Annotated in this window: 18 protein-coding genes; 11 read left to right on the forward strand and 7 right to left on the reverse strand. The window is 65.4% G+C overall.

The genetic code is table 11. The annotated features are described in order from the left end of the window. Window positions 1-392 precede the first annotated feature (392 nt). A complete protein-coding gene (locus HPF_RS23655; protein WP_165961698.1) occupies window positions 393-617 on the forward strand; it encodes a hypothetical protein in 225 nt (74 codons plus the stop codon). Here the strand turns inward: HPF_RS23655 and HPF_RS12405 are convergent. Further along, window positions 588-818 carry a hypothetical protein gene (locus HPF_RS12405; protein ID WP_133156786.1) on the reverse strand — a complete coding sequence of 77 codons (231 nt, stop codon included), beginning with the start codon at window positions 816-818 and terminating at the stop codon, window positions 588-590. The two genes, HPF_RS23655 and HPF_RS12405, sit on opposite strands and share 30 nt — an antisense overlap. A 126-nt stretch (window positions 819-944) precedes the next feature. Between HPF_RS12405 and HPF_RS12410 the strand changes: the two genes are divergently transcribed. Then, window positions 945-1,457, forward strand: coding sequence for a hypothetical protein (locus HPF_RS12410; RefSeq protein WP_133156787.1), 513 nt, complete (start codon window positions 945-947; stop codon window positions 1,455-1,457). A gap of 94 nt (window positions 1,458-1,551) precedes the next feature. On the opposite strand, the gene HPF_RS12415 is transcribed toward HPF_RS12410, so the two are convergent. Further along, on the reverse strand, window positions 1,552-1,764 hold the full coding sequence (locus HPF_RS12415) for a hypothetical protein (RefSeq protein WP_060987328.1): 213 nt from the start codon (window positions 1,762-1,764) through the stop codon (window positions 1,552-1,554). Window positions 1,765-2,305: 541 nt separating this feature from the next. On the opposite strand from HPF_RS12415, the gene HPF_RS12420 reads away from it, so the two are divergent. Further along, window positions 2,306-2,614 (forward strand): DUF5983 family protein, encoded by a 309-nt coding sequence (locus HPF_RS12420; protein WP_060987327.1) that lies wholly within the window; start codon window positions 2,306-2,308, stop codon window positions 2,612-2,614. A gap of 51 nt (window positions 2,615-2,665) precedes the next feature. Here the strand turns inward: HPF_RS12420 and HPF_RS12425 are convergent, their stop codons facing one another. Next, window positions 2,666-5,149 carry a DNA repair protein gene (locus HPF_RS12425; RefSeq protein WP_243721569.1) on the reverse strand — a complete coding sequence of 828 codons (2,484 nt, stop codon included), beginning with the start codon at window positions 5,147-5,149 and terminating at the stop codon, window positions 2,666-2,668. 200 nt (window positions 5,150-5,349) lie between these two features. Here HPF_RS12425 and HPF_RS12430 point away from each other — a divergent pair, with 200 nt between their 5' ends. From HPF_RS12430 to HPF_RS12440, 3 genes are read left to right on the forward strand one after another with little or no spacing between them, the layout of a single operon-like run. After that, the gene (locus HPF_RS12430; RefSeq protein WP_066788243.1) at window positions 5,350-5,751 is read left to right on the forward strand and encodes a DUF6088 family protein; all 402 of its coding nucleotides are present in this window, start codon (window positions 5,350-5,352) and stop codon (window positions 5,749-5,751) included. Continuing rightward, window positions 5,748-6,713 (forward strand): nucleotidyl transferase AbiEii/AbiGii toxin family protein, encoded by a 966-nt coding sequence (locus tag HPF_RS12435; protein WP_133156788.1) that lies wholly within the window; start codon window positions 5,748-5,750, stop codon window positions 6,711-6,713. Before HPF_RS12430 ends, HPF_RS12435 begins: the two co-directional genes overlap by 4 nt. 40 nt (window positions 6,714-6,753) lie before the next feature. Next, window positions 6,754-9,081: a type I restriction enzyme HsdR N-terminal domain-containing protein gene (locus HPF_RS12440; RefSeq protein WP_165961699.1), complete on the forward strand. Its 2,328-nt coding sequence runs from the start codon at window positions 6,754-6,756 to the stop codon at window positions 9,079-9,081. 99 nt (window positions 9,082-9,180) lie between these two features. Here HPF_RS12440 and HPF_RS12445 read toward each other — a convergent pair whose 3' ends face one another. Together HPF_RS12445 and HPF_RS12450 are read right to left on the reverse strand one after the other, a co-directional pair. Beyond that, window positions 9,181-10,461 carry a metallophosphoesterase family protein gene (locus HPF_RS12445; RefSeq protein ID WP_133156790.1) on the reverse strand — a complete coding sequence of 427 codons (1,281 nt, stop codon included), beginning with the start codon at window positions 10,459-10,461 and terminating at the stop codon, window positions 9,181-9,183. 11 nt (window positions 10,462-10,472) lie between these two features. Next, complete coding sequence (locus HPF_RS12450; protein ID WP_133156791.1) at window positions 10,473-11,756, reverse strand: recombination directionality factor; 1,284 nt, start codon at window positions 11,754-11,756, stop codon at window positions 10,473-10,475. Window positions 11,757-12,053: 297 nt separating this feature from the next. Here HPF_RS12450 and HPF_RS12455 point away from each other — a divergent pair, with 297 nt between their 5' ends. Both HPF_RS12455 and HPF_RS12460 read left to right on the forward strand, forming a co-directional pair. Then, a complete protein-coding gene (locus HPF_RS12455; protein ID WP_243721570.1) occupies window positions 12,054-13,001 on the forward strand; it encodes a site-specific integrase in 948 nt (315 codons plus the stop codon). A 5-nt stretch (window positions 13,002-13,006) separates the two neighbouring features. Next, entirely contained in the window at window positions 13,007-14,251 is a 1,245-nt protein-coding gene (locus HPF_RS12460; protein WP_133156792.1) for a DUF1173 domain-containing protein, read from the forward strand. Between the two features lie 58 nt (window positions 14,252-14,309). On the opposite strand, the gene HPF_RS12465 is transcribed toward HPF_RS12460, so the two are convergent. Further along, a complete protein-coding gene (locus HPF_RS12465; RefSeq protein ID WP_133156793.1) occupies window positions 14,310-14,549 on the reverse strand; it encodes a helix-turn-helix transcriptional regulator in 240 nt (79 codons plus the stop codon). 430 nt (window positions 14,550-14,979) lie between these two features. Beyond that, complete coding sequence (locus HPF_RS12470) at window positions 14,980-15,765, reverse strand: AcaB family transcriptional regulator (protein ID WP_133156794.1); 786 nt, start codon at window positions 15,763-15,765, stop codon at window positions 14,980-14,982. A 490-nt stretch (window positions 15,766-16,255) separates the two neighbouring features. Between HPF_RS12470 and HPF_RS12475 the strand changes: the two genes are divergently transcribed. The 3 genes from HPF_RS12475 to HPF_RS12485 are packed head-to-tail and all read left to right on the forward strand — an operon-like array spanning window position 16,256 to window position 17,427. Continuing rightward, entirely contained in the window at window positions 16,256-16,837 is a 582-nt protein-coding gene (locus HPF_RS12475; RefSeq protein ID WP_133156795.1) for a hypothetical protein, read from the forward strand. A 33-nt stretch (window positions 16,838-16,870) separates the two neighbouring features. Further along, window positions 16,871-17,092: a hypothetical protein gene (locus tag HPF_RS12480; protein WP_133156796.1), complete on the forward strand. Its 222-nt coding sequence runs from the start codon at window positions 16,871-16,873 to the stop codon at window positions 17,090-17,092. Next, window positions 17,089-17,427, forward strand: a complete 339-nt coding sequence (locus tag HPF_RS12485) for a hypothetical protein (RefSeq protein WP_133156797.1) — start codon at window positions 17,089-17,091, stop codon at window positions 17,425-17,427. Before HPF_RS12480 ends, HPF_RS12485 begins: the two co-directional genes overlap by 4 nt. The last annotated feature ends 55 nt before the right edge of the window (window positions 17,428-17,482 follow it).

A 17,482-nucleotide genomic window follows, 5' to 3' on the forward strand; every position in this document is an offset into this window, starting at 1 on the left:
CGTCGGCGTCAGCGCCGACCTTTCTCCGTGACACGCCGCCTCACCGTGGCGCGCCATTGAGCAAGGGCCCTTGCCGCAAGGCACAGGGCCTTCATCCCATGCCGGCCCTCAAGGCCGGTGCCGAGCCGCTTCGCGCCAGCGAGGCACACCCGAACGGGGACCCCAGTCCCTGCCAGGGTTTGGCGTTCCCCTTTTTCACCGAAGGAGAACCCCATGTCTGCTGTCCCTGCAGTCAGCGCATTGCACCGTGTTCCGGTGCTGTTGGGCGGGACTGGCCACGCCAGTCTCCGGCCCGCTCCGCAGCGCAAGCTTGCGCTGCTATTGCGTCCCCTGCCCTGCCTCGGCAAGTGCATGGGGCTCCCGTGTGCGGCGTGCCGTGCGAGAGGTTGACCATGTCGGTCGATCTGTACCGTCGGCGCATTGCCGCCACCGTCGTCGAACTGGCCCGGGACGATCCGTTCCTGGTCAAGGAAGTCATCACCCGCCTGCGCACGGCGGGCGAAATCGAGGCCGACGACCTGGTCTATCTGGACCGGATCGCCGACCGCTGGATCACGATTGCCCAGGCCAACGCACAGCGAGGCAGCTCAGCGCACCCGCGTCAAACGCACGGGTAGCGAGGTGTCCTTCGCCTGCGCCATCGCCGCAGCGATCTTCTCCAGCAGTTCCGGACGTTCCTCGGCCAGCGTGCCGGCCCATTGGGCCAGCGCCTGGTCGAGATCGTCTTGCGTTCGCGCCCCGCCTACACCGATGCCGAGCTTTCGGAGTTCATCGGTTTCGGCAGGCGTGAACCGGAGTGAGTGGCCTGCACGAAGCATGTGTGGGCTTTCCAAGGCGTGTGGGATGCCAGCTTAGCAAGGCAGCACACCGCCGCAACCCCTGGGAGACTGACGCCTCCCGTACGGGGCCTGGCGCGTGCTTCCCTCTCGCAAGGAGTAACGACCATGACTCTCAACGCCTCCCGCACTCGGCCGAAGCGCAACGCCATCGGCCTTGAGGAAGAGCGCGCCTGGGTGTCCTTCTACCGGCGCGCCGGCAAGGATCCGGCGATCGCCGCTGAAGTGGCGGCCCAGCTCGAAGCCGACATCGAAATGAAGCGCGAGCACCTGGCGCTGTACCTGTGCTGCCGCGAATCGCTGCGCCTGCACCAGGCCCGCGAGGCGCGCAATCAGCGCTTCGGGCAGTTCGTGCGCTGGCTGCTCAGTGGACTGTTCGTCCGATTCCCAGCCAACGCGCGCCGTGCCATCGGCCGGGGAAGTGACTTCGCCGCAGCATGCCTGCCCGAGAGCAGCGTTGAGCCGGCCGCTGCGCAGGTTCAGCGTTTGAGCAAAAGCCCCAAGGTCCGCGCCGCACGCGCGGCGTTCAAGGCGCGATCTATCGTTGCAGAGACACCCGCCCCACCGGTGGCTGTCGAGGCGATGGATGCGGCTCCACGAGCGGCTCAGGCCAACGGCTGAGCCTGGCACCAAGTTCTCCTGGCCCATGGCCGGGGGAACTCGGTGTTTCTGCCGCCAAAGGCACAACACCCCCATCCCCACCGCGCTCACGCCATCAGGCCGCGAGGCAACGCGCAACCTCCTGGTCGATCATCCAATGCAGGAACTGCGTGTCGTGCGACACGCCCCAGTAGTGCGCCTTGCACTTCGCCACATACGCATCGAGATCCGCGAGCGTGCGGATGCCGGCCGGCTCGATGTCGGTCAGCCATTGGAAATACTCGATTTCCTTGCTCGTCAAACGGATCTGCGCGCCCAGGCGGATCATGGTGAACCCCCTTGATGCTCACCATACTGACGCCAAAAAACAAACTTGAGGGCGAATTGGCGGAGCCTGATCAAAAAATATCTTGAGTGACACCGGAGTGACTTTTGAGTGTCACAAGACCGGCAGTGGCATGCATCAGACTCTCTCGGCATTGACGATTCGCGACACCGCGTGCAATTGCCATCCGAATTCAGCAATGAATGAGCGGTTTTTCACCGCGGTTTGCTGCCTGCACACGTTTTCCCCCTTGTGACGCAGCGAGGCCAGGGCGACACTGCCCAAACCCACTTTCTATTCAGATAAAGGCCCTCCGGCCAGTCGCCGGCGCCGCAATCGCTACGTGCAAAGACCACCGTGCCGACAACCGTTGCGCACCACATTCCCGCCGGGGACGCCGTCCTCGTGCAGCACCGCATCATCGGTGCCGAAACCATGTTTCTGGGAAAGTTGACACTCATGATGGCCTACCTCTGCAGGGTTGGTGAAGTCCACAAGGCTTCCCGAACCCCATGCCGGCATCGCCCCACAAGGAGTAACCCCCATGCACACCCAATGCATTGAACAGTTGCGCGAATTGGCTGAACCTCTGGCGGCGCTTTCGCTGACCCATCTCACGCCGGCCACGCGGCAAAAGCTGCGAGACGACGAACTGTCCGTCAATGCCTACCCGACCGACTTCGGAGGCTTCGTCTTCGTAGGCTCACCACGCTATCGCTCGCCTGCGGAATCCGACCTGGCAACAATTTTCGAGGCCGCCGAGCGAGCCGGAATCATCTGGCTCAAATTCGACAGCGAGGCCCCCGCCGTCGAGGGACTGCCGACCTTCTCTCCCCAAGATCCCCTCTTATGAGAACGCCCCGGTGCCGACTCGGCGCCGGGGACTGGCCCATCTTCATCGCCATCACTCGACGGGAACGGCACCGGCGTCCATCCGCAGCGCCTCCAGGTCAATCACTGCATCTGCCATGCCCGCCAACTCGGGCGTCTGCGAGACGAAGAACTCGCGCCGGTAGCCTCCGAGCCGCAACACCTCCCGCTTCATTGCTCCGAACATGCGCTTGCGTTCAGGATCGAGCGCGCCATCGGCCTCGTCCGAGAACAGCGTTTCATAGCGCCGCTCGCTGGTCTGCGCCAGGTACAGCGCGACGGCCCGCACCAGGCATTCGTTGATCCAGACCCTCTCCCCTCCGCTCATCAGCCGCACGCTCTTGCTTTCCCCCGATTCGGCGTCGTGCACCACGATGTCGAAATCCTCCCGCTTCTCCCCCTTGGCCGTCTCCGCCTGCGTAAGGATGGATACCGTAAAGCGCGGGCCGTAGCAAGCCAGCAGCAGGTCGTTCGCCAGACCCGACAAGGCCGGCCCCGCGTCGTCGATCGCCAGGGCGATCAGGCCGTCATTGCTCATGCAGCGTGCCAGCAGGGCCCAGTCGCCGATGGCATTCTCGATACGCTGGCTGCGCCGACGGGCCGCCGCCTGGCGTTCCGACAATGCCTCCCGCTGCTGGCGCAGTGCGGCCAAGCTCTGCACCTGTTGGAGGGCTTGTACATGGGCGCGCTGCGCGGCCTCGTGCACGGTGACGGCGTGATCCAGGGCCATATTCGCTGCGGACAGAAGTTTGTGGTCGAAGGGCTCGGGCAGCGTTGCCAGCACTCCATCCAGTCGGGCCAGCGCTTGCTGCAGTCCGGCCGACTTCTGTTGCCGCTGTGTGCCGATGGCTTGCATCGCCGCCGTGATGGCTTCCAGCTCCTCCCGCTCTGCGCGGGCTTCGGCCGAACCGTCCTCGCCGCCGGCCACACCGAGGCCTGTCAGCTCATCCCGCGCGTCGGCAAGACGCTGCCGGGCAACCTCCATGTCGTCGGCCTTCGCTGCAAGCAGCGCCAACGTGGATGCCCGATCCCGTGCACGCTCCAGGTTCCGCTCTGACAGCTCCAACTGGGCCCCAACGGAATTCATGGCCAAGACGCGTGCCTTGACGGCCCGGCCCTCACGCTCGACCCCGGCCTTCTCGTCGGCCAGCCGCTGCAGCACCGCGTCAGCACTGGGAATCAGCGCCTGGGCTTCGCGGGCGTCGGCCAGCAACTGGCAGCGCCCCTGCAACGGCATGCCGCTGCAGGGCACCTCGGCGGTCAGGCCGAAACGGCGCCGCAGTGCCTGCGCCTGCAGGGCCGCCTGCCCCGCTTCGCGCTCGATGCCCTGCACTCGCTGCGCCAGCATCCGCAACTGGCCGCGGCCCTGCTCCCGGTCTGCCAACTGAATCCTCGCCAGACGAACGCGCTCCGCGCGCTGCGTCAGAAGGTGTTCGGCCAGCGGCAGGCGCCGAATCGCGCGCCGCACCAGAGGCTCGCTGGCCAGCAAGGCATTGCACTGCGCCTGCACTCCCTTCAGACGCTCCCTGCGCAGGCCGGCCTGGGCCTGCCGCTGAGCCGCCCGGCGGGTCAGGCGTTCCAGCCGCAGGCCCTCCCCGCTCTCCCGATCCGCCAGCTCCTGCATCGCGCTACGAGCAGCGGTCTGCGCTGCTTCCCGCTCCGCCAGCAGTTGGGCCCGCCGGGCATCGGCCTCACGGGTATGGTCACTCTGCGCGGTGACCTTGGCGCAGGCATGCCGAGCGACTTCCAGTTGGGCGGCTGCGGCTGTCACGGCATCCTGGGCTCGCCCAGCCAGGGCAGGCGCATCCGCAATTTCCTCCCATGCTGCCTCCAGCCGGCTGGCCTCGGCGTCCATGCCGAGCGTTTCCTGTCGCACAGCTACCAGCCCCGCCTTCAGGAACTTGGCCGTATCGCCAGCCTTGCGGCCCAGTTCGCGGATGTGCTCCTGGCCCAGCAGGTCGGCCAGCAGCGTTTTGATTTCCGCGTTGCGGTAGTCGCTGAGCTGGCGCTTGCCCTGGGCACCGAAGACCGAGGTGAAAAAGGTATCGGCGCTGCCGCACAGGTGTTCTACGCAGCGCGTATAGGTGTCCACCTTGCCGTCCGATACCGCGCCGTCCTCCAGAATCACCGGGCGCCATGCTCCCGTATCGGAGAGAACAAACAGGAAGGCTTCCGTCCGGCGTCGGCCATTGAGCCGGATCACGATCTGGGAACGGTAGCTGCGCCCCTCCAAGGCCCAGACCAGATCCTTCTCGCTCTCCGGGAGGAAGACGTGGTCGTAGTAGCTGAAGCCGCCCGCACCTGCCGCTGCCGAGCGCGAAGGCATGGTGAGGTAGGGATGCATGTTGTCGAGCACCGTGGTCTTGCCGCGCCCATTGGCGCCGACGATGGCGACCAGCTCGGCCCCATCGCACAGGGCCTCGAAGTCCAGGGTCAGGACATCCAGCCCCAGGCCGTCGCGGATTCCGCGAAAGCCCTTGAGGGTCAGGGAAAGAAGTTGCATGGCGATGATCTCCATGGAATTGGTGCATCCCAGTTTCCCGCGAGGCCGGGGGAGATCAAGGGCTTGGAGGTGCCGATGGCTTTCTCTGCCGCTCATCGAACGGATGCTCCAACGGATGAGCGAGTCAAGATAAAAAATCCCTTTTGTAGACAGCAACTTACGGAAACCTGCAAGAGAGGTAAAATGGCCCTCCAAGGATCCACTGCTCCGCTGCCATGAACACACTCAACCGCATCAAACGCTCTGTCGCCAACCGCAGCGACGACGTGCTCCTGCGCAGCGAGTTCGATCAGTTCGGCAGTGCTGCGCAGGTGGGCCGTGCCCTGCGCGAGTTGCTGATGGACGGCACGCTGGTGCGCCTGGGCCTGGGCGTCTACGCCAAGGCCAAGCCAAGTGTGCTGACTGGCAAGCCCATTCCGGTACGGCCGCTGGAGGTTCTGGCCCCGGAGGCGCTGAACAAGCTGGGGGTGACCGTCATGGCCAGCCGCCTGACCCAGGAGTACAACGCCGGGCGCAGCACCCAGGTGCCCGCGGGCATCATCTTCAACGTCGGACGGCGCCGTATCGCCCGCAAGCTCGGCTTCAACGGCAAAGCGATCCAGTACGAACACGCATGAGGGTACTGGCGCCCGAGCGGCGGGAACTGATCGAGGCGCTCGTCGCGGAAGCGGCACCTGGCGGGATCACGGCGGGCCTGCTGGAAAAGGACGAGCACCTGACCGATGCGTTGCGGGCCCTGTTCGCCTTGCAACCCGAAGGCATGCAGTTGGTGTTCTGTGGCGGCACCAGCCTGTCCAAGGCCTATGGGCTGATCGAACGCATGTCCGAGGACGCGGATCTGAAGGTGGTGATCCCGGATGCCGGTCAAGCATCCCGCGCCGAAATCCGCCGCAGGCTTTCCTCGCTGAAAGCGCTGGTGACCGAAACCCTGACCGGCATCGGTCTGGTCGAGGACCCAGCCAAGGGGCTGGCCTTCAACGAGAACCGGTACTTCTGTAGCGAATGGAGCTACGCGCGGCACTATGGCTCCGCCGCCGGGCTGCGTCCTCACCTGCAGATCGAATTGACGGCACGCACCCCGGTTCTGCCTCCGCAGGTCTGCCGTATCACCACGCTGACCGACCAGCTCGCCGGCCGCAGCGATCCAGCCTTCGAGGCGCTGGTGGTCGCCGTGGCCGAGACAGTCGCGGAAAAAGTCCTCTCGTTCCTGCGCCGCTACGCCCAGCACCGCGCCGGGCTGATGCGCCAAGCCTGGGACACGGCCCTGGTCCGGCACCTGTACGACGTGCACAGCATTCTCCAGCGCCAGCCCGACGTGCTGGCCGACGCCCAGCGGGCATTCCCCGCGCTGGTCGCAGGCGACCAGAAGGAGTTTGGCGTCCAGTTCTCGGACTTTGCCGCGGCACCCCACCAGGTGCTGAGCGGCGCGCTGCGGCAAGCCCGTGCGGATACGAAGATCCAGGCGGAGTTCACCGGCAACCTGCTGCCCCTGGTCTATGGCGGCGGCACACCCGCATTCGAGCAGGCATTCGGGGACTTTGAGAAGGTGGCGGCCACGCTGTTGGACACGCTGCGCTGACCGGTCTGCCCCCGGCACCCCTTGCCTCAATGCCCACGTCATGACCATCACAACGACCCAGCCCCCCGAAGCCGAATTTGAAGCACGCATTGACGCCACGCTGGAGCGCGTCTTCCCGGGTGTCACCCAACTCAGACACCAGTCTCGATTCAAGCTGCGGGTCGGGCGCACCGTCCTCGAGGCTGGCGCGGCCAACTACGTCGAGGGCCATGCAGACATCATCGTCTACAGGGGAGACGTGGCAGTGGCCGTTCTGGAACTGAAACGGGAAGGGCTTGCCCTCACCGCCGATGACGAGGCGCAGGGTCGCTCCTACGCCCTGCTGGCCCAAGCCCCTATCGTGGTGATCACCAACGGCACGGACACCAGGATCTACCAGACGCACGACATGAAACGGTTGTCGGGAGCGACTGTTGACGAAGTGGAACTCGCGCGCCGGATCGAAGCTGCGGCAACCGCCGCGCAGTCAGGTGTCACAAGCGCCGTCAGCAAGCTGCTCGGGACCGATCTGGGACAAAGTGCGGTCGCGGCCATCACGTCTGGCGAGTTGGAGGAACTGACAGGGGACTGGAACTCTGGCGAGCGCTTCGTCGACCGATTCCTTGTGCCACGCCAGGCCACGAGGGATCTCAGAACCGCCCTGCGGTCGGGACCCCACAAGGTCCTTCTCCTTGCCGGCCCTCCGCTATCCGGCAAGAGTTCAGTATTGCGGGAGCTCGCACTGAAGAGCCACGACGAACCATGGAACATCCTGTTCATCGAGGGAGGCTCCTGCAGCGAGGGACTGTTCCGGCGGCTTGCAAATGTGCTCGCCATGCAGTTCGGTTGGCCAGCGACCCCGGACGAATCCAGGGTCTGGCTGCGCCAACTCGCCAGCCAAAGCCAGCGCACGCTCATCCTGTGCCTCGACTCCCTGCCAACGGCCAACCCGGCCATGGCCAGCGAACTGGACGAGATGCTGACCACCTTCGGCGAGCGCATGCGCATCGTCGTGGCGGTCGACGAGAACGACGTCGACGGGCTGACGCTCAAGCCCAACGGCAGGGAACGCACGAGATTGGGCCGCCACAGCGGGCTGGTGAAGTTCGGCAACTACGATGACGACGAGTTCGAAGTTGCCAAGCGCGAGTTGTGGGCGCTGGGTGGCGGCCTCGTCGATGGTGCCCAATATGCGCCGGAGCTTCGGGCACCATGGGTCCTGCGCGCAGCGGTCGCGAGCGGCATGCACGGCAACCCACCCGAGAAGGTCGTCATGTTGCCGCCTCTGCTCGGCGCGGAAATGTTCGAGGTTGCCGACGAGAGATTCGACAGTCTCGGTGAGTTGCGCGATGACTTCAGGCGACTTGCAGTGGCGTACCTTGAGGATCTGAACACGCATCGTCACCATGGGGATGTGCTCGCCGCCATGTACCTGTTCTCCATCCGGCAGGAGGTGGTGAAGGAGCACATCGAACGGGATGCCATTCGAGACCTGACCCGCGCCGGTCTCATTCGCCGGGGAAAGGCGTTCTCCGGCGACACGGTATATGTGGTCCGGGTTCCTGAACTCTTCGGATTCGAGGTGGCGGCTCGGCTGGCCGCGCTGCTCCCCCGGCGCGTGTCGAAAAGCGCGGATGACGCCGCGAAGTGGATCATCCAGACGTGCGCTCGAATGCCATTGGGTGACGCCATTGGTGCACGTGCCATCTCCAGGGCCATCCACGATCTGGGCAGCGCTGGCTACCTGGTACTGATCAATGGCCTCCTGAAACAGCCGTCAAGCCGACAGCAGTTGGGAGCTGGTGCACGCATGGTCACGCTCATGCCAGACCACGGCCTCGTCGACATCGAGGTGGGTGACAACGGCACGCTGACCCTGCGTTCACGCGCGAAGAATGGGGCACCGGTACAAGTGGAAGTCGACGACGAGGATCTCACCACCACGACCAGTATGGACGGCTGGCTGATCCTGTCGCAGATGCGGGAGTTTCGTCTGGCCTTCGTCGACAACGAGGAAGAACTTTCCAACGTGGCCGCGACCTTGCTCCTGGAGTTGGGAACTTGCCCCATGGTATTGCGGCGGCCCAGTCGGAATCTCGAAGGGTTCCATTCGCACGAGATCGATGGGGCTGAGATGTCGTGTTTCAGGAACGGCATTGCGGAGCCCGTCGTGTGGGCGATGTCGGAGCTCCTGCTTCACGACATTCAAGGCGTCGACCGAGACGCCTGGGTCCAGGCCGCGGCCGCGAGCGACTGTCCGCCGCTCATCCATCGTCTCGGGCTGGCGCTCACCCACATCGCCAGGCTGCAGGGCAAGAGCGAATGGGCGACGGACATGATGGAGCGGTTCTACCGGCCGGCATGGTCCGCCCTGCCCTCGTTTCACTGACTCCCGACACGACCGCCCCCAATCAGCGCATACCCGGCCTCTGTGTCACCACCAGCATCGTGCACAACCACCCTGGGTTGAGACAGCGGATCCGGATCCTCAGACCGGCTCACTCAACCGTTCCGGTAGCACATGGTGCGTCGACGGGGTTGAGTCCGTATTGCTTCCGATCAGCCTTGCCGCGATGACCTCGGGCTGCTCGTGGTCCAGCGCGGCCATGCAGGCCAGTAGGGGTTCGGGGCGAACGTCTGCCACCTTCGCCCAGGCGCGCAGTTTGTCTTCCAGGCGTGGCAGTTGGGAGATGCCGGCCGCGCGCGTGCGCACCACAGGAACGATGCGCCCCTCCAGCTTGGCCTCGGCCGCGCCTGCCAGCATGCGCTGGATCGCCTCGCGGTCGACCGCGCCGCGGTCCTCGTCCGCGACCGTCCAGCGCACGCGCACGCTGGCGCCCGTCACGTCCTGGCGCGCGATTGCGTCTCGCAGCACGTCCAGGTCCGGGCGCCCTTCGAAGACGATATCGATGGTGCGGCGCGCCAGCGTGGCTTCCAGCGTGCAGCGCGCATCGTCGGCGCCGACTTCCCAGACCAGAAATCCTTTCTCGCCCTCCTCGCCGTAGTGGAAGCGACCGATCGACCCGGGATAGGCGATGAGCTGCTCTCCTCGATCACCCTGCCGGCTCCAGGCCTGGTGCCGGTGGATGTGGCCCAGCATGAAGGCCTGGGCCTCGGATGCGAAGAGCGCGCCGGTGGTGAACTCATGGTCGAAGCCCGCCATCGGCACGCCATGCTCGCTCACGCAGCCGAACACCGTCCCGTGCGAAACGCCGATGGTGGGCAATCCTCGCTCGCGCGCCAGCCGGTGGGTGGGTGCCCAGCCGGCCAGCAGGCGCTCCAGGTGCTCGCCAACGGCTTCGGCGGCATCCACCGCCCCGACCGCAGCCGCCAACTCGGCCTTGTTAACCGTCGGCAGGCAGGAAAACAAGGCGACGGCATCGCTCGGCAGCACCTCGAAGCGCCAGTCAGGAGAGCGCCGCCAGCCCCGCCCGCGCGTCAGCACCGCCTGCCCGATGCCTTCGGCCACATGGATGGGATGGCGGCCGCCCAGCGCCCGGAAGATTCCGAGCGTGCCTGGCGGCTCGTGGGAGTAAGTGCCCTGCAGCAGTAGCACGGGACAGTGATCGGCGAGCCGCCGCACCTGCGCCACCAGCCGCCGGGCCGCCGGGGCGTGCAGGTCGAGCGCATGGTCGGTGGCATCGCCAGAGATGACGGCGGCGGCGACGCCGAGCGCCGCTGCGCGGTCGATGGCCGCACCGAAGCAGCGGTCCGCCTCGACCAACGTCCGGCTGCCGTAGTGCAGGTCGGAAAAATGGGCAATGCGCATGGTCGTCTCCTTCACGCCGACGCGCGCAGCTCGACGTCGATCTTGTCGGCATAGCCCCGCGGATCGTTGCGGTAGCGCTCGAGTTCATCCCAGGCCCGGCCCCTGCCATGCGGGTTGACCCGCCAGCCACGGCCCCATCGGCGATCCGCATAGGCCTGGTAGCGCTCCACCGGCAGGCCGATGCCGCGCACGCGCGCCAGCACCTGCTCCAACGTCGGGCGTCCCGGGGACGGCTCCGCCTTCTCCGAACCGTCGGCGTCGTACGCCTCGACTGGTGCCTGCACCTCGCCAAGACCTTGCCCGCCCGCTGCAGCACCGTCCAGGATCTGGGTCGCCAGACGGGCTTGCTGGACGATCGCCTCCTCGTCTTCGTGGTCGCGCAGGAGCGCCGTCACGTCCACGGGGGCCTCGAGCTCGATGATCCACTGGGGCACGCGCACCGCCCGTCCCTGTTCATCGATGCGCGGCACCTCCTTGAGCACCTTGGTCAGGAAGAAGGTCGTGCGGTCCCGTCCCAAAAAGCCGGAAATGCGCCCGCCGCGCATCTGGGCGATGGCCTGGAAGCGCTGGATGGCGGCGCTCATCGCGTAGAAGCTCGTGGTGGGCAGCTCCAAGGCGCTGATCGAACGGATGCCGGGAATGAAGAACAGGAAGCGGCCCGTGAGATTGCACTGGTGGGCCTGGTATTCAGGGCAGGACTCCGGGTTGCAGATGCCGCCGTTCTCCTCCCGTTGCATGGTCTTGCGCCCGCCGAAGATGCGGATTGTGCGGCGCCCGGTGTGATCCACAGGCACCGGTGCATGGTGCATGCAGTGGCGCACCAGCCCATCGGGCGAATACTGCGACCAGAACCGCTTTTCATGGGTGCTCCAGGCCGCCAGCTCATGTGGCATCACCGTCTGCCAGTGGTCGGATGGGAAAACGACCGGGAAGCGGTACAGGCGATGGCCCTGCCCCCGATCCTCGCCGTAGGTGTCGAGAATCTCGCGGGCGATTTCCGGATTGGGGAAGTCCGCCCCGCGCACCGTGAACCACGGTACGTTGCGCGGAACCAGCGGGGACTTGAGCTGGGGCAGCGCCTGCGCCAGCGCCTTCTCGATCGCCTCGAAGGATCGCCCTTCGGCCACGCCCTGGGTGTAGATGGCCTTGGCCTCGGGCTGCTCGGCCGCCTTGCGCGTGAGCACCATGATGCCGGGGCGGATCTTGCCGCCGGTAGGGATGCGCGCGGGGGCCTGGCCCAGCAAGGTCGGCAAGGAGTCCGATCCGCCCTGCACCGTGATAATGGCTTGTGCCATGGAGTGCTCCTTCATGAACATCGGGGAATTCCGATGGTTCATGCTCTCGCGCATGTGGCCGCCATCAACCCCTGGTGCCGGCCCGCAAGCGATCGCGTGCTCGAGAGCCGACGGTGTCAACATTCCCGAGTTGAATCTTCAAGATTGCCCAGGACGCAGCGTTGACGGACAAGGCGCACACTTGGCTGATGCCGAAACCCCGTGCATTTCGCCTCGATTTCGGCTGGCGCGCAGACTGGCATTTGTTCAGCATGTAGCCATGACCAAGCTGGAGCAACAAGGAGCGATAGCGTGCAAATGGAGGAACCCATCGAACCCGAAGAGGGAACACCGCAAAGTTCCTGGACGCTCGCGATCGCAATGTTGCGTGGCGTTCTGGACGGCGGCACCTATGACGCCGTCGCATCCCGGCATGGCATCACGCGCACGGCTGTCGAGAGGCGCATCAAGGCCGTCGCCATCCATGTCGCGTCCACCGCAGGCATCGAGGGGCTGAATGCCGAGGGAGCGGCCTTCGTTCGTCGTCTCCGGCTGCATCGCGACGCCATTCGCGAGGCATTGGACAGACTGGGCACTGAGCCACCTGCCCATGCACGGCCTATCCGCGTTCTCACCGATGAGGAAATCAGCTCAGGTGCCGTGCGCATTCGAGGGCGCAGTCAGCAGCCTCACGAGGATCTGGCTCTCTACTACATCCTGCTCGCCACGGGCGCCCGGCCGCTGGAGATCGCTCGCCTCGAAGTTCGCGACTACCTCCATGCCGACGGCACGGTGCGCCGAATCTCGTCTGTCCGACCTGAGGTCGCCATCACCCGGAAGGAGCGCCCGCTTTTCTTCTGCAGCACGCGGCTCGAGGAAGCCTTGAATGCCTATCTGGCGGAACGCATTGCCGCCCGGCAGGGAATGGGTGCCGATGGAGAATACCGAGGTCTCGATCCGGCCAGCCGGCTCTTTCTGTCCGCCAATGGCCAAGGCTTCGAGATCAAGCCCTATGGGTCGAATGGCCAGAAGCGGTTCCGGTGCCGAGCCGTCCAGGAAACCTACCGCAAGCTTTTCCGCTACGCCGAACTCAAGCAGGTGACCGCGCTCACGGTGCGCCATACTGTGGCCGACCGCCTCTATGCGAGAGGCGCGGACGAATCCCAGGTAGGGCTGCTGCTGGGCATTGCCGACCGCAGCGCGGTGCGGGACCAATTCCCCCGCCCTCTGCTATCGCTGGACACCCTGACCACCGACCTGGTGTAGCGGCAATGAGCGGGACCACAGCCGTTCCGTCCCCGGATGAGCAACGATTCTCCATCCGTGGCCAGGTCTGGGAGATCACCGATCTGGGCCTGCAGGAGGCACTCGCCCGGATTCATGACACGGCGGAACGGCCGCGCTGCCTGTGCATGCCCGACGGGATCGAGATGTACGTGGCGCGGCACCGCCACTACCTCGTGAAAAGGATGCCGGACACCGGCAAGTGCCACCACCCCTTGTGCCCCTCGTATGAGCCCGACAACGCCTATTCGGGGCTGGGCGACCTGGTGGGCGACGCCGTGCTCGAAACCCATCCAGGTCATGTCGAGCTTCGCGTCGACTTCCCGTGGATGCGTGTGCATGGACGCGCCGTGGCACGCGGCGAGCCGGACGAGCCGGGAGAGGTTTCGGTGCCACGCAGACGCATGACCCTCCGAGCCGTCACGCACTTCCTGTTCGAGCGAGCGGGCTTCAACCGCTGGACACCGGCGATGTCCGGGAAGCGCAATCAGGGAGTGCTGTGCAAGTACCTCCTCGAGGCCGCCGCAGAGATCGAGGTCAAGGGCAAGTCCCTGGCCGAAAGGCTCTACGTCCCCGAGCCCTTCAGCGAATCCGCGAAGGCCGACATCGCACAACGCCGGCGCGCCAAGCTGGCGCTGCTACAACCCCATGACCGCCAGACGCCGCTGGCGCTGGTACTCGGAGAGTTCAAGACCTGCGAGCGCGGTGACAACGGCTGCCGCATCTGGATCCGCCATATGCCGGATGCTCCGCTGCTGATGGATTCACGCGCGTGGGATCGCCTGTCGCGCACCTATGCGACCCTGCTGGAAGCTCGCGACGCAGACACCGGCCACCCCGTCCGGCTCGTCATGGCGGCGCTGATCCACGCCCGGCGGGAGTTCACCTACGAGATCGACGCTGCCAGTCTGATGCTGGTCAGCGAGCAGTGGATTCCCGTGGAAGGCGTCCACGAACTCCCCCTCATCGATGCCTTGATCGCGCAAAGACGGCGCTTTCTCAAACCGTTGCGCTATGACGCCAAAGCGGCGGCGGCCTTCCCCAATGGTCTGCTGCTGGACTGCGGCACCACGCCCATCCCCTTGCATCTGACCAGCGAATTCATGAGTCCCAAGGATTGGGCCCTCAAGGAAAAAGCGATTGCCGCCGGCGGGAAGTCAGGCGCTTGGCATTGGCATACCGCCCATCCGATGCCGCCGTTGCCGGCCAAAACATCGGGCCAGCTCCTCTGACCTTCACCTGAAGCTCCGGCTGCCCATGCACCCTCTGCAGCCGGAGCACGCCAGCCGTTCAATTCTGCTCCTCAATCCAGCGCCGAACATCCTCTGCGCGCCATGCCGTGATCCCAACCGATAGGCGTATCGGGGCGGGAAATACGCCGTCGTTGACGCGTCGCCAAAGCGTGGACTTGGAAAACGGGACGAAACTCAGCAGCAGCTTTTGGCGAACGAATCCCGTCTCGGGCAGTGTGGGCCGCTGCGCCTGAAGTCCGGCGGGCACAGCGGGAGAGGTGGTCGAGGTCACTTGCATGATCATTCCTTGTCTTGGCGAATGCCAAAGATGCAGGGGCATGACCAGCTCTGTCGCAGCGAAGTCGGTCTTGAAGGGCTTTCGCTGCCGAGGAACGCAAGACTCCTACCTCTGTGCAGGCGTTCCATTCAGGCACAGGGCAATTGGGGGTGTATAGGGGGTTTAATCATCAGATCACGAACACCTGCCGGCCGCGCAGCGCAAAGCAACGGGGACAGTGTTCAATACATGAGGCCGAGCAGGAACCCGGCCTGAAGGCAGGTGACGACTGCGACGCACTTGGCTTGCCAAGTGGACTGCGGGGCGAAGGTGCAACCTCAACCCCTGTGCATCACTTTACCCTCGCAGGCCCATGACGTACCGGTCGGATTCGACAAGGTGCTGGAAAGCGGCCCTGTTCGCAGCCGGTTGTCCGTGGAGACGCCCTGAGTTACGCCGGATCCACCGAGACGGTGTCGGCTTCCGGGAACGGGGATGGTGCGATGTCGTCGGCCCCGGCCACGCCCTGCCCTGCATCGGCCTCCAATATGAGGCTGGCTGCGGCATCGTCGGCTCGCGGAGCTTCGCCGGTTTGGGCGCTCTCCGCATCACCTGCGCTTCCAGCATCGCCCGCCGGGCGGCGCGCGTCGAGCGCATTCATCTCCCGCCGCAATCGGGTCGCCAGATTGCGCGCCCCGTTCGCCACGTCACGCACCTTGCGCTTGAGCGCCGCCCTTTCGACATCGACAGCCTGCTGGGTGATGATTTCGTGGATCTCGAGCGTCTGCAGCAGCGGCATCAACTGATCGAGCTTTCCCAGGATTTCCAGATACCGGCGGCTGCTCGATGAGAGGACACCCACCTCCAGATCCAAAGGGACGGTGTCGTAGGTCGCGGTGCTGGTGATGCCATTCGCATGGAACAGCGCCTCGGCACCGTCGATCGCCTTGTTGAGATCCTCGGCCACCTTGTCCATCTGCGACCGGATCAGCGCTTCGACCTTGCTGACGTCGTCGTGGTTCAGCCGGGTGCGCGAGATCACCGAGATGAAGTGAATGCCCAACTGGAAGGTGTTGAAGTAGCGGATGAACAGGCGCTTGCCCTCGGCACTGGCAAAGCTCGCCTTGATCTTCAATGAAGCCGCTTCGACGCGGCGGAAGTCGGCCTTGGTTTCCTTCGCGAGGATGCGGGCGTTGACGCCACCTTGGTCGTGCTTGACGAAATCAATGTCGGCCATGATCGAGTTCTCCTGAGGCAGCACTGCCCGGATCAATGATCGGCAATGCAGCCACGGGTCGCCACGCGAAACGGCCACGAAGTCAGGCTGCTTTCGGCATTGGCGCGCATTGCTTGCGCCTCAGGCATTGACGCGCAAGGAGCGGCCCTCTACTGTGCGAAGCATGCAGTAGCTGGCCCTGCTCCCCTGGCAAGCCCTGGAGTTTCCATCGACACGGTCTGAGCGCGACGCGCGGGATCGCTGTCTCTACGCAGCCCTTCCCGCCGGCGGCTTTCGAGGCCGGCCCCGAGGGTGACCATGCCCTCGGCCTGGCGCCGAAAGCTTCCCCCGCCGGTCGCTGGCACACCGGCCCCATGGCGCATCCCGCCGTGACCCAAGCCAGCCCAGGAATCTCCGATCCGTCTCGCGGATCCGTCCACCCATCCACCCCTTGGGGCTCATCGCCCCTTGATCGGTGCGTTGGCTCCTGCTTTTCTCCAAGGAGCCAATCATGCTGCACCCCAGCGTCGCACCCGAGTTCCGAGCTGCTTCCTCCGTCTACCCCGAGCCACAGCGGCCTTTCTTCCACGTCTTGCTCGACAGGCTTCAAACCGATGCTTCGCCGCCCCCGGCAGCAGCGGCCTTGGCTGCGCTGGATGCGGACCAAGGCTCTCCCATCGAATGGAGCGAGGAAGACGTCGTGCTGCTGCACTGGCGGCTGCTCAAGGAAATCGGCCGCCTGGCCGATCCCGAAACACCGCTGGAAGAAAAGTTCGACACCTTGCGCTGGGTCTTCACCGAGCGCGACAAGGACCTCCGGCCCTTCAGCTTCGTGTCCTGCCTGCGCGTGGTGGGCTGCAGCCCGCTGTCGCCCCTGCCGTACTGCGGCCTGGTCGATGTCGAGGAAGTGCGCGACTTCATCCGTCTCGCCATCCCCCACTGGCTGCAGCAGACCCTGAAGCGCTACCCCAGTTGGGTACGCGAGGCCATCGTGGACCACCCCGACTGGGTGGAAGCGCGTCTGGCCCGCAACCCGCAGTGGATCAACGAAGAAGTCAGGCGCTTCGCCAGCGAGGGCGACCTCTTCGCCTGACTGCCCATCAACCCCGTCCGAAAGGAGTCCGCCATGAAGGACGTTCTTTGCCTGCTGGCGATCTTCTTCGCCTACGGCCTGGCCGGCCACCTGGACTACCAGGATGCCGTCGCCATGGAAGAAGCCATGCGCCAGGACGATCCGCCGTCCTGCGCCACGCCGCAGTTCGAGCCAGCGCCTACGCGCCTGGCCCGGGCTGAACCCCACATCCCACCGGCCTGCCGGCCGGAGGATCACGAAGGGATCGAAAAATGAACCACATCGCACGCACACCAAGCCACCCGGCCGCCCTGCTCACGGTCCAGGCCCTGGGCGACATCGAGTACCTGGTGAAGGAGAGCGAAGTGCTCACCGGCCAGGCCGGCAGAAGCTTCGTCATCGCTGGAGCCGACCGCCTGTCCTATCGGGTGCACTTGCATCCGCTCGGATTCAAGGTCGAGCGCCTCGACGAGAGCGGCGATGTGCTGAATTGCCAGCACCTGCTGCCCTGGGAGTTTGCTCAGCACAGCTTGGCGCAGGCCCTCGCCTGCGGCCAGTTGTTCACGGCACCGGTGCCGCGCGCCTCGGCCGCATCCGGCGCCACCGCCTGATTTCTTTCACCCCGCCAGCGGGCTCGCCCGCTGTGCGGGCAGGCGCTGGCCTTTC

The sequence above is a fragment of the Hydrogenophaga pseudoflava genome (assembly GCF_004353865.1).
In the GTDB taxonomy this organism is placed as follows: domain Bacteria; phylum Pseudomonadota; class Gammaproteobacteria; order Burkholderiales; family Burkholderiaceae_C; genus Hydrogenophaga; species Hydrogenophaga pseudoflava.

Coding starts and splice junctions, on each gene's coding strand:
- HPF_RS23655 (WP_165961698.1), top strand. CDS start 393: ATGTCGGTCGATCTGTACCGTCGGCGCATTGCCGCCACCGTCGTCGAA.
- HPF_RS12405 (WP_133156786.1), bottom strand. CDS start 818: ATGCTTCGTGCAGGCCACTCACTCCGGTTCACGCCTGCCGAAACCGAT.
- HPF_RS12410 (WP_133156787.1), top strand. CDS start 945: ATGACTCTCAACGCCTCCCGCACTCGGCCGAAGCGCAACGCCATCGGC.
- HPF_RS12415 (WP_060987328.1), bottom strand. CDS start 1,764: ATGATCCGCCTGGGCGCGCAGATCCGTTTGACGAGCAAGGAAATCGAG.
- HPF_RS12420 (WP_060987327.1), top strand. CDS start 2,306: ATGCACACCCAATGCATTGAACAGTTGCGCGAATTGGCTGAACCTCTG.
- HPF_RS12425 (WP_243721569.1), bottom strand. CDS start 5,149: ATGGAGATCATCGCCATGCAACTTCTTTCCCTGACCCTCAAGGGCTTT.
- HPF_RS12430 (WP_066788243.1), top strand. CDS start 5,350: ATGAACACACTCAACCGCATCAAACGCTCTGTCGCCAACCGCAGCGAC.
- HPF_RS12435 (WP_133156788.1), top strand. CDS start 5,748: ATGAGGGTACTGGCGCCCGAGCGGCGGGAACTGATCGAGGCGCTCGTC.
- HPF_RS12440 (WP_165961699.1), top strand. CDS start 6,754: ATGACCATCACAACGACCCAGCCCCCCGAAGCCGAATTTGAAGCACGC.
- HPF_RS12445 (WP_133156790.1), bottom strand. CDS start 10,461: ATGCGCATTGCCCATTTTTCCGACCTGCACTACGGCAGCCGGACGTTG.
- HPF_RS12450 (WP_133156791.1), bottom strand. CDS start 11,756: ATGGCACAAGCCATTATCACGGTGCAGGGCGGATCGGACTCCTTGCCG.
- HPF_RS12455 (WP_243721570.1), top strand. CDS start 12,054: ATGGAGGAACCCATCGAACCCGAAGAGGGAACACCGCAAAGTTCCTGG.
- HPF_RS12460 (WP_133156792.1), top strand. CDS start 13,007: ATGAGCGGGACCACAGCCGTTCCGTCCCCGGATGAGCAACGATTCTCC.
- HPF_RS12465 (WP_133156793.1), bottom strand. CDS start 14,549: ATGCAAGTGACCTCGACCACCTCTCCCGCTGTGCCCGCCGGACTTCAG.
- HPF_RS12470 (WP_133156794.1), bottom strand. CDS start 15,765: ATGGCCGACATTGATTTCGTCAAGCACGACCAAGGTGGCGTCAACGCC.
- HPF_RS12475 (WP_133156795.1), top strand. CDS start 16,256: ATGCTGCACCCCAGCGTCGCACCCGAGTTCCGAGCTGCTTCCTCCGTC.
- HPF_RS12480 (WP_133156796.1), top strand. CDS start 16,871: ATGAAGGACGTTCTTTGCCTGCTGGCGATCTTCTTCGCCTACGGCCTG.
- HPF_RS12485 (WP_133156797.1), top strand. CDS start 17,089: ATGAACCACATCGCACGCACACCAAGCCACCCGGCCGCCCTGCTCACG.